A 16,415-nucleotide genomic window follows, 5' to 3' on the forward strand; every position below is an offset into this window, starting at 1 on the left:
TGATTCCCCAGAGTCTTGCCTACGCCTTGCTCGCCGGTCTGCCGCCACAGATTGGACTGTATGTCAGTATCTTCCCGGTGCTTGTCTATGCCCTGCTGGGCAGCAGCATGGTACAGGCGGTTGGGCCGGTGGCCATCACTGCGCTCATGACCTATGCGGCGCTGACCCCCCTTGCGGCACCCGCTTCACCCGAATATCTCGTGCTGGCAGCCAGCCTGGCCCTCATCTCCGGCCTCATGCTGCTGACTTGCGGCGTCCTGCGCCTGGGATTTCTCTCGCAGTTGCTGAGCCGGCCGGTGATCAGTGGCTTCATTTCCGGTTCCGCGATCCTGATCGTCATCAGCCAGATCAAGCACCTGGTTGGCCTGTCGCCACACGGCACCAGCACTTGGCGGGTGCTGGCCGAGCTCTTGCGACAACTGCCGCACAGTCACTGGCCGACCCTGGCGATCGGTTTACCGGCGCTCCTGATGCTCGTTTTCGTCCGGGCCGGCTTGGGGAGGACGCTTCTGGCGCTGGGCATCGGGGCCGGCAAGGCGGCGGCGATGGTTCGGCTGATGCCGTTGCTGGTCGTGTTGCTGGCAACTCTGGCGGTGATCGCCTTCGATCTGGATCATGGGCGAGGTGTCGCCGTTGTCGGCGCGGTCGCCGAAGGCCTGCCGCCTTTCAGGTTTTTCATCCCGGCGTACGATACTGTGCAGGCTTTGATCGTGCCGGCCGCCGTGTTGGCTCTGATCGGCATGGTACAAGGGCTGAGTATGGCCCAGGCGCTGGCGATCAAGCGTCGCGAGCGGGTCGACGCCAATGCAGAGCTACTCGGGCTGGGCGCTGCCAACGCTGTTGCCGCCTTCTACGGTGGTATGCCGGTGGGCGGTGGCTTGTCGCGCTCTGCGGTCAATGTTGCCGCCGGGGCGCAGACACCCCTGGCCAGCATCGTGTCGGCCGTCGCGATGATCGTCGTCGTGGCGGAGGCGGCACACTGCTTCGCTCGCCTGCCGCTGGCGGTTCTCGCGGCTACGATTGTCATCGCAGCCGGCAGCATGGTCGATCTCGGCGGCCTGCGCCGAGCCTGGGCCTACGACCGCGCCGACGGCCTGGCGTGGTTGGGTACTGCCGGCGGGGTGCTGCTCTGCGGCCTCGAGATCGGGATCGGCTTGGGTGTACTCCTGTCGATGGGCACGCTCCTGTTGCGGGCGAGTTCTCCCCATATCGCGCTGATCGGCCGTATTCCCGGCAGCGAGCATTTTCGCAATGTCGAGCGGCATCACGTCGACACGATCCCCGGCGTCCTGTTCGTGCGTATCGACGAGAGCCTTTTTTTCGGTAACCTGGGAGCGGTCGAGTTGCGACTTGACCAGGCACTCGCCCTGCTGCCCGAAACGCGCCACGTGGTGCTGGTGATGAGCGCGGTCAATCGTCTGGACGCCACCGCGGTGGAGGTTCTTGGCGAACTCAATCGTGACCTCGTTGAACGGGGTAGCAGACTCCACCTTGCCGAGGTCAAAGGGCCCGTCCAGGATCGGTTGAAACGTTCCGATTTCTGGGTCGCATTGTCCGGCGAGGTTTTTCTGTCGGCCAACGATGCTTTCGAGAGGCTGGGCCACTGCTCATGATGACCCTGGTGTGCGGGTTTCGGTCGGTCAGCAACGGCTCAGCGGTGCTGTCTGATTTCGCCGTTGCGCCATGGAGGGATGGCATGCGTTGGCTTTTGTGCCGTCTTCGGGCGAGACAGGAAACCAGCCGGAGGCATGCTCGCGCTGCCAGCAGGCTTCCCCAATCATTGGCGACAGAGGATCTGGACGCTGCGCGCAGCTACCGGAGTCACCTTTTCGCGCTCACGGGTCGCGAAGCCCGTCTCGGCGCAGCTATCGCAGACCTGTAACCAGGTTCCGGCGGGCAGCAGAAAGGAAACCGGGATGTCGTCCCGGTTGAACAGGCAAAGCAGGGTAGGCTGCTGGTCGCTGCCGGCTCCGGGGGGCGCCAGCTGCATGCCGAAGGCGCCCAGTTTCCTCGATTGCCAGTCGGTGACACGCATCGGCCGGCCCGCCGGGTGCCACCAGAGCACGTCAGGCTGACCATCGGCATTCTCCTGGCCGGTGAGCCAGTGGCGTTGTCTTAGGTGGGGGAAGCGTCGGCGCAGCGCGAGCAGTCCGGCGACGAATTCGACCAGGTCTTCATCCGGCTGGCGCCAGTCGAGCCAGGTCATTGCGTTGTCCTGGCAATAGGCGTTGTTGTTCCCCCGCTGGGTTCGTCCCAGTTCATCACCGCCCTGCAACATGGGCACACCCTGGGCGAGCAGCAGCGTCGCCAATAGCGCGCGCTGCAGACGACGGCGTCTTCCGAGTACCGCGGGATCGTCGCTTTGACCTTCCTCGCCGCAGTTCCAGGAGCAGTTGTGACCGTGTCCGTCGCGGTTGTCCTCACCGTTGAGTTCATTGTGCTTGTTCTGGTAGCTGACCAGGTCGCGTAGCGTGAATCCGTCATGGGCGGTGACGAAGTTGATGCCCGCCTGTGGCGCACGTCCCGCGATCTGAAAGATTTCGCTCGATCCGGCGAGGCGCTGCGCCAGTTGCCCGACGCCGGCTTCGGCAGTCAGCCAGAAAGCACGCAGGTCGTCGCGGAAACGGTCGTTCCATTCGCCCCAGCCGGGGAGGAAGCGGCCCAGACGGTAACCGTCGGGGCCGACGTCCCACGGCTCGGCGATCAGCTTGACCCGCTGCAGCACGGGATCCTGTCGCAATGCAGCGAGGAAGGCACTATCCCGGGTCAAGGCAGCCGCCAGGTCGAAGCGGAAGCCGTCGACGTGCATCACCTCAATCCAATAGCGCAGCGCATCCATGACCAGTTGCAGTACGCGCGGGTGCGCCAGATTGACGGTGTTGCCGCAGCCACTGAAATTCTCGTAGCCGGCCAGATTGCCTGCTGGCAGACGGTAGTAGCTGCGGTTGTCGATGCCGCGGAAGGAAAGTGTCGGGCCCCATTCGTCGGTTTCGGCGGTGTGGTTGAAGACCACGTCGAGGATGACTTCGAGACCGGCTGCGTGCAGCGAGCGGACCATTCCCTTGAATTCGGCGATGACCGACTGGCCACCAATGCGCGCCGCGTAACGCGGTTCGAGGGCGAAGAAGGCAAGCGTGTTGTAGCCCCAATAGTTGACACGACCCTCGTTGACCAGGCGCTGCTCGTCGAGAAAGTAATGTACCGGGAGCAGATTGATGGCGGTGACGCCGAGACGCTGGAAATGTTCGATCATTGCCGGGGTCGCGAGACCCGCGTAGGTTCCGCGCAGGACTTCGGGAACCCCGGGATGCTGGCGGCTCATACCCTTCACGTGAGCCTCGTAGAGTACCGTATCGTTCCAGACGGTCGCCGGCGGCGCATCGTCACCCCAGTCGAACCGGTCGTCGACCACCGCTGCGGTCAGCGCATGCACCGGATCTTCGCGAGCTGGCCAGGAGAAACGCCCGACCACTTCACGTGCGTAGGGATCAAGCAGCAGCCGCTGCCCGGCGAAACGGTGCCCCTGGTCGGGCGCGTTGGGGCCATGCACGCGGTACGCGTAGCGCAGCCCGGGTGCGGCGTCGGCGAGGTAGCCGTGCCAGACTTGGTCGGTCGATTCGCGCAAGGCCAGCACGCGCATCCGACGACCCTCGAAAACGCACAATTCGACGCTTTCCGCATGAGCCGAGAAGAGCGCGAAGTTGACGCCCCGACCGTCCCAGTGGGCGCCGAGTGGCCAGGGCCGTCCGGCGGTGAGCGGATGACCGTCGCTCAGGCTTGCCATTCGAGATACAGCGCCGCCAGTGGCGGCAGGGTCAGGTTGAGCGACCATTCACGACCATGCGCCGAAACCTGCTCGGTGAACAGGGGCTCCAGCCCGTTGCCGACGTTGCTCCCGCCGTAGAACTGTGAGTCGGTATTGAGCCGCTCGCGGTACATGCCGGGTACCGGTACCCCGATGCGATAGCCGTGGCGGACAACCGGCGTGAAGTTGCCGACATAGAGGAGGGCGCGCGAACGATCGCGGGTCCAGCGCACGAAGGCCACCACCGAACATTCGGCATCGTCGGCAGCGACCCATTCGAAACCTGCTGGCTCGAAATCGACCTCGTGCAGTGCCGGGTTGGCACGATAGATGCCGTTGAGATCGCGGATCAGGTCATGCACGCCGGCGTGCAGCGGGAACTCCAGCAGTCCCCAGTCGAGCGAAGTGTCATGATTCCACTCGTTCCACTGGCCGATCTCGCCGCCCATGAAGAGCAGTTTCTTGCCTGGATGTGCCCACATGAAGGCATACAGGGAGCGCAGGTTGGCGAACTTCTGCCAGTAATCGCCGGCCATCTTGCTGATCAGGGAACCCTTGCCGTGTACCACTTCGTCATGCGACAGCGGCAACACGAAGTTTTCGGTGAAGGCGTACATCAGCCCGAAACTGAGCTGGTTGTGGTGGTATTTGCGATGCACCGGATCGCGGGTCATGTAATCGAGGACATCATGCATCCAGCCCATGTTCCACTTGTAATGGAAGCCGAGCCCTCCCATTTCGGGCGGGCGGCTGACCATCGGCCAGGCGGTGGACTCCTCGGCATGGGTCGAAGCAGCCGGGTGCTCCTGGCCGAGGACTTCGTTCATGCGACGCAGGAAAGCCACCGCCTCGAGGTTTTCGCGGCCGCCGTGCACGTTCGGCAGCCACTGGCCATCTTCCCGGCTGTAGTCGCGGTAGAGCATCGAGGCGACGGCATCGACCCGCAAGCCGTCTATCCCGTAACGTTCGATCCAGAAAAGTGCGTTGCCGATCAGATAGTTGCTGACTTCCCTGCGGCCGAAGTTATAGATCAGCGTACCCCAGTCCTGGTGCATGCCTTCGCGCGGGTCGGCATGCTCGTAAAGGGCCGTTCCGTCGAAGCGACCGAGCCCGTGTTCGTCGGTCGGGAAGTGCGCCGGTACCCAGTCGACGATCACGCGCAGTCCGGCAGCGTGGCAGGAGCGAACGAAGTCGCGAAAGCCGGTCGGGTTGCCATGCCGGGCGGTGGGCGAGTAGAGGCCGAGCGGTTGGTAGCCCCAGGAGCCATCGAAGGGGTGTTCGGAAATCGGCAGCAGCTCGAGGTGGGAAAAGCCCAGATCGACCACGTAGGGGATGAGTGTGTCGGCAATCCGCTGCCAGTCTGGAAAGCCCCCATCGTCGGCACGCCGCCAGGAAGCCAGGTGTACTTCGTAGATCGATATCGGTTTGTCGAGCTGGTCACCGGCGGGAATCGACGAAGGTTCGACGGATTCCGGCAGGGCGCAGACGATCGAGGCGGTTGACGGCCTCATTTCGGCCTGGAAGCCGTAGGGGTCGGCCTTGAGCGGCAGAAGATCGCCGTTGCGGGAACGGATTTCGAACTTGTAGTGGGCGCCGGCGGCAACGCCCGGCAGGAAGATTTCCCAGACGCCGCATTCGCGGCGCAGGCGCATCGGGTGGCGGCGACCGTCCCAGGTATTGAAATCGCCGACCACGCTGACCCTCTGCGCGTCAGGTGCCCATACCGCGAAGGAGGTCCCGGCGACTCCATCGATCTCGCAGAGGTGCGCACCGAGACGTTCGAAAGGCCGCAGATGCGAACCCTCGGCGAGCAACCAGACGTCCATTTCGCCGAGTACCGTCCAGAAGCGATAGGGATCGTCGGTTTCCTGCACGCCCTGTTCCCAGGTGATGCGCAGGCGATAAGGGAAGTAGTTGCGGCGACGGGGTATCAGACCCTCGAAAAAGCCTTCCACTCCCTCGATCTCACGGTGTTGCAGTTCGGCAATCTGCCGGCCGGTTTTTGCGTCGATTACGGCAACCGCACGGGCACCGGGTTGCAGGCTGCGCACCCAGAGCCCGCCGTCGGTGTCGGTGTGCATTCCCAGGACCGCATAGGGGTCACCGTGTTGTGCCCCGTAGAGGGCAACGATGTCAGCAGTGTCAAGCATTTGAGACGTCCTTACTTAAAGTGTGCGTATGTGCCAGGTGTCGTTGGCGTAGTCACGGATCGTCCGGTCGGCCGAAAATGGGCCCATCCCGGCGACGTTGATGATTGCTTTGCGCTGCCACTCGTCGGGAGTCAGATAGAGCGCGTCGACCCGTCCCTGTGCGGCTATGTAGTCTGCATAGTCGGCGAGCAGCAGGTAGTGATCGCCGTAATGCAGCAGGCTGTTGAAAATGTCGTGGTAGCGCGGCCGTTCGCCGGGCGAGAAGAAGCCGCCGTCAATCCGGTCGAGCGCTTCCTTGAGGGCAGGATCGTTCTGGTAGAGAGCCATCGGCTGATGGCCTGCCTGTCTGATTGCGCTGACCTGCGCCGTGTTGTTGCCGAAAATGAAGATGTTCTCGGCTCCGACGTTGTCGCGGATCTCGATATTCGCACCGTCCTCGGTACCGATGGTCAGTGCCCCGTTGAGCGACAGCTTCATGTTGCCGGTGCCGGATGCTTCGGTACCGGCGGTTGAAATCTGTTCCGACAGGTTGGCCGCCGGCATGATCAGCTCGGCGACGGAAACGCCATAGTTGGGGATGAAGACGACCTGCAGCAGGTCGCGTGTGCGCGGATCGTTGTTGACCACCGCCGCGACGTCATGGATCAGGCGAATCACCTGCTTGGCCATGTGATACGAGGATGCCGCCTTGCCAGCGAAGATCACGCTGCGCGGGGCGTAATCCTTCGCCGAGCCGTCGAGCAACGCGTTGTAGCGCGTGATGACGTGCAGCACGTTGAGCAGCTGGCGTTTGTACTCGTGAATCCGCTTCACCTGCACATCGAACAGGCTGTCCGGGTCGAGGGTGATTCCCAGTTCGCGGCTGACGTAATTGGCGAGGCGCAGCTTGTTGCCCCGTTTGGCGGTCGCGAAGGCGGTACGGAAAGCAGCGTCGTCGGCGCATTGGCGCAGCCCTTGCAGGCGGTCGAGGTTGAGCCGCCATTCCCTGCCGCCGAGTTGCTCGTCAAGCAGCGTCGCCAGGGCGGGGTTGGCTTGCGCCAGCCAGCGCCGTGGGGTGACGCCGTTCGTCTTGTTGTGGAAACGCTCCGGATACAGGCAGGCAAAATCGGCAAAGATGGTCTGTACCATGAGGTCCGAATGCAGCTGCGAGACACCATTGACCCGGTGGCTGCCGACGATGCACAGGTGTGCCATGCGGACGCGTTTGTCCTTTTCGTGGCCACCCCCGTCGTCGATCAGCGACACCCGGCGCATCAGGTCGATATCCCCGGGGTAAAGGCGCACCACCTCGTCGAGGAACTCCTGATTGATGCGGTAGATGATCAGGATATGACGCGGCAGCACGCGCTGAATCAGAGTCACCTTCCAGGTCTCCAGGGCCTCCGGCATCAACGTATGGTTGGTGTAGGAGAAAATCCGCCGGCACTGATTCCAGGCAGTTGCCCAAGGCATTCCATGCTGGTCGACCAGGAGGCGCATCAGCTCGGCGACACCGATTGCCGGGTGGGTGTCGTTGAGGTGGATGGCCACGTGTTCGGCCAGATTGCTGAAGGTGCCGTGTTCGGCCTGGTGGCGGACCAGAATGTCCTGCAGCGATGCCGAGACAAAGAAGAATTCCTGGCGCAGGCGGAGTTCGCGGCCGGCAGAAGTGCTGTCGTTCGGATAGAGGACCCAGGAGATGTTTTCGAAACGGTTCTTGAAATCGGCCGCCCGCTGGTAGTCACCGGTGTTGAAGGCACCGAGGTCGATTTCCGATGGAGCGGCCGCCTTCCACAGACGCAGGGTGCTGACCCGATCCGTACCGTGGCCGGGGATCACGTAGTCGAATGCCTTGGCTTCGACCGAGTCGGCGGCGTGCCATTCGGCCCATTCTTCGTGATGCTCGCAGGTGCCGCCGAAATGCACGGTGTAATGTTTGTTGGCGCGCGGAAACTCCCACGGCGAGCGGTCCTGCAGCCAGGCTTCCGGTTTCTCGACCTGTTGTCCATTAAGGATCGACTGGGCAAACATCCCATACTCATAGCGTACCCCGTAACCCCAGGAGGGCAGCCCGAGAGTGGCCATGGCATCCAGGAAGCAGGCGGCCAGTCGTCCCAGACCGCCATTGCCGAGTGCCGCATCCGGCTCACATTCCACCACCTCGTCGAGCAAGGGCCCGGGCGCGGCAAATACCGCTGCAGCCCGGTCGCGCAGATCGAGCGCCGCGAGGGCATTGTTCATTGCGCGTCCGATCAGGAATTCCATCGACAGGTAGTAGACACGTCGTGCCTTGTTGTCACGGTCGGTGTTTTGCGTGTTGACCCAGCGTTCGGCCAACTGCTCGCGTGCCACCTGAGAAAGTGCCTGGTAGAGATCGGCCTTGCTGGCGCGAGTTGGTTCGGCAGCGACCGTGCAGACGAGTTTGCGCTCTATTTCGCAGCGCAGGTCTTCGCTTTCGGGACGGGATTGAGCGGCATCGGACATCAGGCTGATACTCCGGTAAGGTTCATGGATGACCCTCGCTGTCGGCCAGGGCATGGGCAGCGCCCAGCAGGGCCGGCGTAGGAGAAAGCACTACATAGGTGGGAATGGCGGCCAGGTAGGACGCAAACCGTCCCTTGGCCTCGAAACGAGCACGAAAAGACGAGCGGTCAAACAGTTCCCCCAACCGGGGAATGATACCACCGCCGACATACACGCCACCCTGGGCGCCCAGGGTCAGCGCCAGATTTCCTGCCACGGAACCAAGCATGGCGCAGAAGGTGTCGACCACCGCGCTACATTGGGCGTCCTGACCGCCTACCGCGCGTGCCACGATCTCAGCGGTCGACAGTGGCTCCTCCGGCTGCCCGTCCACCGCGGCGACCAGACGATGCAGCAGCGGCAAGCCACTGCCGGACAGGAGACGCTCGGCGGAAACATGCGGGAACTCCCGCCAGGCCAGAGCAAGAATGCTCGCCTCACGCCCGTCTGCCGGGGCCAGCGAGCAGTGGCCACCCTCGGTAGCCAGAGCCAGCCAGCGTCCGCCGTGGTAAAGCACTCCCGAGACACCCAGGCCAGTGCCGGGACCGAGCACCGCCTTGGTTGCCCGATCCACCGGGGCGCCGTGCCCGATCTGTCGCAACTGATTGTTACCCAGGTGCGGCAATGACAGGGCAAGGGCGGTGAAATCGTTGAGCAGGAGCACCTGCTGCAGGCCGAGCCGCGACTTGATGTCGTCACTCGTGAAGGTCCAGGTGGCATTGGTCAGCCGGATTGGTTCCTGGTGTACCGGTGCCGCGATGGCAAGCGCGGCGGCGTGGAGAGAAGGGTCATCAAGTTCCGCCAGGTAGGCCTGAATTGCCTCCACCGGCCCGGCGAAGCCGGCCACAGGAAGAATGCGCACCATTTCCGGTGCGCCGGTCTCGCCGAGCAGGGCGAAGCGGGCGTGCGTGCCCCCGATGTCGGCAACGAGCCTGGTGTTCTTGCTCATCGGTTCCGGCACGACGGCGTCCGGCCCGACGGCCGTCGGGCCAGGCAGGTCTGCGGTTGGGAGAGGGAGTCTGGATGAAAGGTCGTCATGGCGATCGAGGCAACGGTATTGCGGCCTGCCGTGCGCACGATGGCACTGCCAGGGAGGCATCAAATGCCCGTGGGCCGGAAAGGGATTGGCATGGGCTGAATCTTCGCATCAAACGCGTTTTTTATCAAAGACCCTGCTACCATGGGTCATTGTCCGCCGTATCAACCGGCGCCGGCTGTACGCGAGTCTCTCCGGTCCGGGCGGTTCCTGTCAAGGCAGCGCGGCGGCGCTGCGCTGCACCACCGCATTGCAGGTTCGAACACCCGTGGATGATGCCCATCTGATCAGTCAGCTCAGCGAACTGCTGGGCGCGGAAAACGTGCTGACTTCCGCCGACCTCATGGCAGCCCATCTGGCCGACTGGCGAGGTCGCTACCGTGGTACGGCGATCTGCATTGCGCGGCCGGCCAGCACGGCTGCCGTAGCGGCCGTCGTCCGGGTTTGTGGGCGGGCGCGGGTGGCCATGGTGCCGCAGGGTGGCAACACCAGTCTCTGTGGCGCGGCGACTCCCGGACCGGTGGGCCGCTCGGTGGTGATCAGTCTTTCCCGGCTCAAGCGCGTTCGGGCAATCGATCCGGCCAACAATACAATGACCGTCGAGGCGGGTTGTGTGCTGCAGGCGCTGCAGGAGGCAGCGGCTGGTGCCGGGCGTCTGTTCCCTCTCGCGCTGGCCGCCGAAGGGAGCTGCCAGATCGGTGGCAATCTGTCCACCAATGCGGGCGGCGTGCAGGTGCTGCGTTACGGCAATGCACGCGAACTGACCCTCGGGCTCGAAGTCGTGTTGCCCAGCGGCGAGATCTGGAATGGTCTGCGTGGCCTGCGCAAGGACAATACCGGCTACGATTTGAAACACCTCTTTATCGGCGCCGAGGGAACGCTCGGCATCATCACGGCCGCGGTGTTGAAGCTCTTTCCCTTGCCACGGGCGAAGGCCACGGGTTGGCTGGCGATTGCTTCGCCAGCGATGGCGGTGCGCTTGCTGGGCGAACTGCAGGGGCGTTTCGGTCCGGCGCTCAGCGCTTGCGAACTGGTTTCCGGTAAGGCGCTCGACCTGGTGCGCAAGCATATCCCGGGCGCACACCCGGCGCTGCCGGCCAGTTCCTGGCATTTGCTGGTCGAGCTTTCGACCGGCGGCGATGACGCGGATCTGCGTGAAGCGCTGACATCATTTCTGGGCGCGGCGCTCGATCAGTCGATGATCGACGATGCGCTGCTGGCGCAGAGTGGCGAGCAGGCCAGGCGTCTGTGGGTCTTGCGCGAGAGTATCGGTGAGGCGCAGAAGAGCGAGGGGCTGAGCATCAAGCACGATGTCTCGCTGCCCATCTCGCGCATTCCGGAGTTCGTCGAGCGTGCCGATCAAGCACTCAGCCGTGCCTTTCCCGAGATCCGCATCGTCACCTTCGGCCATATCGGCGATGGCAACCTGCACTACAATCAGTCAAAATCGGGTGCCGGCGAAAACGCGACGTTTTTGGCGGCGCAGCCCGAGGTCAACCGCCTGGTGCATGACCTGGTCCATGAACTGGGCGGCAGCATCAGTGCCGAGCACGGCATCGGTCAGTTGAAACGTGCGGAGTTGCTGCGCTACAAGAGCCCGATCGAGATCGAAATGATGCGTGCCATCAAGCGGACGCTGGATCCCCTGGGTTTGATGAATCCCGGCAAGCTGCTGTAAATGAGGAGTTCCGTTTGCTTTTCCGGTGGCTCAGTGCAGCGTCCGGGGTGGCGTCGCTGACGTGTCGCGAAACAGTTCGTCGATCGCCGGTGCGTCGAATCGGTATTCGCGATTGCAGATGTCGTCCTGGATGACGACTGCACCGTGTTCCCGCAGGATGGCATACACTTCGCCGGGGCCGAGCGAACGCAGTAGCGCGCGCACCTTGTGCCAATCCTCGGGGCAGTTGTGGACCACAGTCGTGGGCGGGAACAGGCGCACGGTTTCCTGTGGGAAGAGCTGGCCCAGGAGTTCGGCGGCCGGCAGGGCAAGCAGCTCGGATTGCTTTACCGTAGCGGCAAGCGCTTCGACGCGTGCCCAGCCATCCGTGTCGTGCTGGTCGGCAGCCGGCAGTTTCTGCAGCATGAGACCGGCGATTGCCTTGCCCGAGGCCGCCAAAAAAAAGCGCGCCGGCGACTGAACCGACTGCATTAGGTAGTGCTCGAAGACCGTGGCGATGCTGTCGCCGTCAAGCGGCACGATGCTCTGATACGGCTCCCGCATCGACGGCATGTCGAGCGAGAGCAACAACTGCCCGTCACCAAACAGTTTCTGGACGGAGCCGTCCACGACCTGGCTGGGGCATCTGGCCATGCCGCGAATCTGCAGGTTTTCGTCGCAGTCGATGATCAGCAGCGAGACCGGGCCGTTGCCACGCAACTGGATGGTCAGTCGGCCGGGTTGCTTGAGATTGCCTCCGAGGAGCAGGCAGGTGACACTCATTTCTCCGAGGAGTCTGGCCACCGCCGCCGGATAGTCGCGATTTTCCAGCAGCTTCCCCCATACCGGACCAAGACTGACGAAGGCGCCGACAATGTCGAGGTCATCGAACAGGAAGCGCCATACGCAGTCGGCGTTCATGCGTTGCCCGTCACGAAGTGGGCAGCATAGTGCAGGGGCTCGAAACCGATCAGCAAGGCGCTGCCGGTATCGATGACCGGTCGTCTGATCAGGCTTGGTTGTGCCGCCATCAGTTTCAGCGCTTTGTGTTCGTCGATGTTGCTGCGCTCTTCCATGGTCAGACGGCGCCAGGTGGTGCCGCGCGTATTGAGCAGGCATTGCCAGCCGACCCGACGGCTCCAGTCAGCCAGTCGCTCGACGGATACTCCCACTTGTCCATAGTCCATGAAGTTGTAAGGCACGGCATGAGCGGCCAGCCAAGCGAAAGCCTTCTTCATGGTGTCGCAGTTGCGAATTCCGTAAACGTGACAGGTTGGCGGTTGCGGTGGGTGGTTCATGTCGTGCTTCAGGAGACGGCGAGCATTCGCTCCAGCGCCAGCTTGGCGAGTTGCCGTTCGTGCTCGGGTACCTGAATCTGATTGACGATCGTTCCGTCGGCCAGGTTCTCCAGGGTCCAGGCGAGGTGCTGCGGATCGATGCGCTGCATCGTCGAGCACATGCATACCGTGGGTGCCATGAACTGGACGATCTTGCCCTCGTGCCGAACTTCCTCGGCGAGGCGGTTCACCAGGTTGAGCTCGGTGCCTACCAGCCAGCGCGTATTGGCCTTGGCATCCTTGATCGTCCTGACGATGTGTTCGGTCGAACCGACAAAGTCCGACTGCCGGCAGACTTCGAAGCTGCATTCGGGATGCGCGATGACCAGGCCGTCCGGATGTTGATTGCGAAAACGCAGAATGTGTGCCGGCTGAAACATCTGGTGCACCGAGCAATGACCTTTCCAGAGCAGGAGCCGGGCACGCCGGATCTGCCCGGCCGTCAGGCCTCCCATCTCGAGATCGGGATCCCAGACCATCATTTCGTCGAGCGGGATACCCATCTTGAACCCGGTCCAGCGGCCCAGGTGCTGGTCGGGAAAGAAAAGGATCTTGGCGCGACGGGCAAAGGCCCATTCAGCAATCGTTCCGGCATTCGACGAGGTACAGACGATACCGCCATGTTCTCCGCAGAACGCCTTGAGGTCGGCAGCCGAGTTGATGTAGGTCACCGGCGTGACCTCCTGCTCCACCGCGAGCACCTCGGCGAGCTCGCGCCAGCAGCGTTCGACCTTGGCCAAGTTGGCCATATCGGCCATCGAGCAGCCGGCTGCCAGGTCGGGCAGGATGGCGATCTGTTCCGGCTTGGACATGATGTCGGCGACCTCCGCCATGAAATGCACTCCGCAGAATACGATCAGGCGCGAATCGGTTTGCGATGCCAGGCGCGACAGCTTGAGCGAGTCACCTGTCAGATCGGCATATTGATAGACGTCGGCGCGCTGATAATGGTGGCAGAGCAGGACGACTTCCCTGCCCAGTCGGTCGCGGGCGGCCCGGATGCGCAGATGACAGTCGTCGTCCTGCAGTTGGTTGAACTTGTCAAAGCTGATGGTGGCGGTTTGCATGGGGGTGATGGTGTCGAATCAATGTCAATGCAGCCTGGACCGGCTGGCTCAGGGAGGGTTCAGCTACGCCATGGCAGGCCGGCGTGGCGCCAGCCGCCAACATGGCCGCGCTGGTCGTTGGCGTCCAGCGCACCTTCAAAGCCCTCGAGCACGTTATAGCATTCGCGCTGCACGGTTTCGCTGACCAGTGCTGCGGCGTGGTGAGAGCGTGCGCCGCTGCGGCAGATGAACATCAGCAGCGCTTCGCGATCGACCTGTTGCTTCAGTTGGGCGAGGAAATGGCTGTTTGGCCGGTTCTCGGGGTAGCCCATCCACTCGATCTCGACGGCGCCAGGGATGCGCCCAACCCAATCCCATTCGGCGCGCGTGCGGACATCGACCAGCTTGGCGCCCGGCGCCAGCTGCCAGACCGCATACGCTTCCTGCGGCGTCAGGGCTCCGGCGTAAGGAAGGCCAAGTTCTCGTCCTCGTTGCCGCGCCAGCTGCAGCAGATCAGTCAGCTTTCCCATGTCTCGTTCGAGGTCCTGTCGGAGGAAGTTCAGCAAAGCTGAGAGTATAAATCAGTTGCTTCGTTCGCTGGGTGTGACGACCCACCGTACGGCATGCACCATTTGTGTGCATGCAGTCGGAGTGCGTACCCCCCACATGGTGCATCGAAAAAGCTGGTTAAGGCATTGAACGCTTGTGGCACAATGGTCAGTCGGCAGGGCACTTGTTGGCATGTTTTCTGCTAGTACCCTCGCGCACTTAACTTTCTACTGTCGCCGCTGATAACGGCACCTGTTCAGGAGACTCTGCAATGGCAAGCCCGCAAGACGTAATCAAGATGGTCAAAGATAACGAAGCGAAATTCGTGGACTTTCGTTTCACCGACACCCGTGGCAAGGAGCAGCACGTCACCGTACCGGTCAGCGCTTTCGGTGAGGACAAGTTCGAGAATGGGCACGCCTTCGATGGTTCGTCGATCGCCGGCTGGAAGGGTATCCAGGCTTCGGACATGCAACTGATGCCCGATCCGAGCACTGCCTATGTCGACCCCTTCTTCGACGAAACGACCGTGGTCGTCACCTGCGACGTGGTCGATCCGGCCGATGGCCGTGGCTACGACCGCGATCCGCGCTCGATTGCCAAGCGTGCCGAGGCTTATCTCAAGTCCTGCGGAATCGGCGATACGGCTTACTTTGGGCCGGAACCCGAGTTCTTCATTTTCGACTCGGTGTCGTGGAGCGTCGACATGTCGGGCTGCACGCTGAAGATCTATTCGCAGGAAGCTGCGTGGACCAGTGGCGAAAAATCCGACGGCGAGGGCGGTACCGGCCACCGTCCGGGAATCAAGGGTGGCTACTTCCCTGTGCCGCCGGTCGACAGCCTGCACGATATCCGTTCGGCGATGGTCCTGACGCTCGAGTCGCTCGGTGTGCCGGTTGAAGTGCACCATCACGAAGTTGCCACTGCCGGGCAGTGCGAGATCGGCACCCTGTTCAATACGCTGGTCAAGCGTGCTGACTGGACCCAGGTTCTCAAGTATGTGGTGCATAACGTCGCTCACCAGTACGGCAAGACAGCGACCTTCATGCCGAAGCCGATCGTTGGCGACAATGGTTCAGGCATGCACGTCCACCAGTCGATCTGGAAGGATGGCAAGAACCTGTTTGCCGGTAACGGTTACGCTGGTCTGTCGGAACTGGCCCTGTTCTACATCGGGGGCATCATCAAGCATGCCAAGGCGCTCAATGCCATCACCAACCCCGGGACCAACTCGTACAAGCGCCTGGTGCCGCACTACGAGGCACCGGTCAAGCTCGCCTATTCGGCCAAGAACCGTTCGGCATCGATCCGTGTGCCGCACGTCGCTTCCGACAAGGCAAGGCGCATCGAAACCCGCTTCCCGGACCCCATCGCCAACCCCTACCTGTGCTTCTCGGCGCTGTTGATGGCCGGTCTTGACGGTATACAGAACAAGATTCACCCCGGTGACCCGGCCGACAAGAACCTCTACGATCTGCCGCCCGAAGAGGATGCGAAGATCCCGACCGTGTGTGCCAGCCTCGAGGAAGCGCTTGCTTCCCTCGACAAGGACCGCGACTTCCTGACCCGCGGTGGCGTGTTCTCGGACGACTGGATTGACGCCTATATCGAACTGAAGATGGACGAGGTCAACAAGGTTCGCATGACCACGCACCCGGTCGAGTTCGATCTGTATTACAGTTGCTGAGCAAGCGGCACAACCGCAAGGACGGGCTTGCCCGTCCTTTTTTTGTCTACCGATCGCCTTCCTTACGCGTTAGTATTGATTCTGGTTGGCCGCTACATTGCGCCTGTTCAGAGGGCGCAGGCCCACGGTGGAGGGTCTCCGGCCGCGGGTCTGTTTGCGACAAGGGAATCCCACGACAATGAGAGCGCAATACCTGTTTTGTTCGATCGTCCTGCCATTGCTTGCGGCGGCTTCCGCGCAGGCGCAGGACATCTACAAGTGTGCCGATGCCGATGGGCGCATCACTTACTCGAACGTTCCCACCAGAAGCTGCCGGAAACTGGTTCTCGACCCGGTCAATCTGGCGCCAGCCCCCAAGCTGCCGGCCACCAAGACGTCCACCCCGGCAAACTTCCCGAAAGTGGATGAACAGACGCAGAAATCACGCGATGGCGACCGCCGGCGCATTCTCGAGACCGAACTGGCGGCTGAACAGAAGAACGTCGCGCAGGCGAAAAAGGAGCTTAGCGAACAGGAGGCAATCGTGCTGCCGAACGAGCGCATGCAGGGCGGGGCGATCAGCGGCGGCAAGGTGCAGGAGCGGCTGCAGCCCTACAAGGATAAAGTCGCGCTGCATCAGCGCAATATCGAGGCCATCCAGAAGGAA

At 62.6% G+C, this 16,415-nt stretch carries 12 protein-coding genes; 4 read left to right on the plus strand and 8 right to left on the minus strand.

Features of this window, described 5'->3' with window-relative positions; translation table 11 throughout:
* Window positions 1-1,613 (plus strand): sulfate permease (gene sulP, locus JNK99_RS14315; RefSeq protein WP_291854239.1); only part of this gene is annotated, 1,613 nt, incomplete at its 5' end.
* Window positions 1,614-1,777: 164 nt separating this feature from the next.
* Here the strand turns inward: sulP and glgX are convergent.
* From glgX to glk, 4 genes are read right to left on the minus strand one after another with little or no spacing between them, the layout of a single operon-like run.
* Complete coding sequence (glgX, locus tag JNK99_RS14320; protein ID WP_291854240.1) at window positions 1,778-3,784, minus strand: glycogen debranching protein GlgX; 2,007 nt, start codon at window positions 3,782-3,784, stop codon at window positions 1,778-1,780.
* A complete protein-coding gene (gene glgB / locus JNK99_RS14325; RefSeq protein ID WP_291854241.1) occupies window positions 3,772-5,955 on the minus strand; it encodes a 1,4-alpha-glucan branching protein GlgB in 2,184 nt (727 codons plus the stop codon). Before glgB ends, glgX begins: the two co-directional genes overlap by 13 nt.
* A gap of 15 nt (window positions 5,956-5,970) precedes the next feature.
* Window positions 5,971-8,418, minus strand: a complete 2,448-nt coding sequence (locus JNK99_RS14330; RefSeq protein ID WP_291854242.1) for a glycogen/starch/alpha-glucan phosphorylase — start codon at window positions 8,416-8,418, stop codon at window positions 5,971-5,973.
* Between the two features lie 22 nt (window positions 8,419-8,440).
* Complete coding sequence (gene glk, locus JNK99_RS14335) at window positions 8,441-9,406, minus strand: glucokinase (RefSeq protein WP_291854243.1); 966 nt, start codon at window positions 9,404-9,406, stop codon at window positions 8,441-8,443.
* Between the two features lie 355 nt (window positions 9,407-9,761).
* Here glk and JNK99_RS14340 point away from each other — a divergent pair, with 355 nt between their 5' ends.
* Window positions 9,762-11,171: an FAD-binding oxidoreductase gene (locus JNK99_RS14340; protein ID WP_291854244.1), complete on the plus strand. Its 1,410-nt coding sequence runs from the start codon at window positions 9,762-9,764 to the stop codon at window positions 11,169-11,171.
* A gap of 30 nt (window positions 11,172-11,201) precedes the next feature.
* Here the strand turns inward: JNK99_RS14340 and JNK99_RS14345 are convergent, their stop codons facing one another.
* The 4 genes from JNK99_RS14345 to JNK99_RS14360 are packed head-to-tail and all read right to left on the minus strand — an operon-like array spanning window position 11,202 to window position 14,063.
* Complete coding sequence (locus JNK99_RS14345; protein WP_291854245.1) at window positions 11,202-12,071, minus strand: Hsp33 family molecular chaperone HslO; 870 nt, start codon at window positions 12,069-12,071, stop codon at window positions 11,202-11,204.
* A complete protein-coding gene (locus JNK99_RS14350) occupies window positions 12,068-12,448 on the minus strand; it encodes an arsenate reductase (RefSeq protein WP_291854246.1) in 381 nt (126 codons plus the stop codon). The genes JNK99_RS14345 and JNK99_RS14350 overlap by 4 nt, the downstream gene beginning before the upstream one ends.
* An 8-nt stretch (window positions 12,449-12,456) precedes the next feature.
* Window positions 12,457-13,554: a quinolinate synthase NadA gene (gene nadA / locus JNK99_RS14355; RefSeq protein ID WP_291854247.1), complete on the minus strand. Its 1,098-nt coding sequence runs from the start codon at window positions 13,552-13,554 to the stop codon at window positions 12,457-12,459.
* Between the two features lie 59 nt (window positions 13,555-13,613).
* Window positions 13,614-14,063 (minus strand): rhodanese-like domain-containing protein, encoded by a 450-nt coding sequence (locus tag JNK99_RS14360; RefSeq protein WP_291854248.1) that lies wholly within the window; start codon window positions 14,061-14,063, stop codon window positions 13,614-13,616.
* Window positions 14,064-14,353: 290 nt separating this feature from the next.
* Between JNK99_RS14360 and glnA the strand changes: the two genes are divergently transcribed.
* Window positions 14,354-15,769 (plus strand): type I glutamate--ammonia ligase, encoded by a 1,416-nt coding sequence (gene glnA, locus JNK99_RS14365; RefSeq protein WP_291854249.1) that lies wholly within the window; start codon window positions 14,354-14,356, stop codon window positions 15,767-15,769.
* Between the two features lie 178 nt (window positions 15,770-15,947).
* Window positions 15,948-16,415: DUF4124 domain-containing protein (locus JNK99_RS14370; protein ID WP_291854250.1), on the plus strand; the 468-nt coding region annotated here is incomplete at its 3' end.

The organism is Accumulibacter sp. (genome assembly GCF_016789985.1).
Classification (GTDB): Bacteria; Pseudomonadota; Gammaproteobacteria; order Burkholderiales; family Rhodocyclaceae; genus Accumulibacter.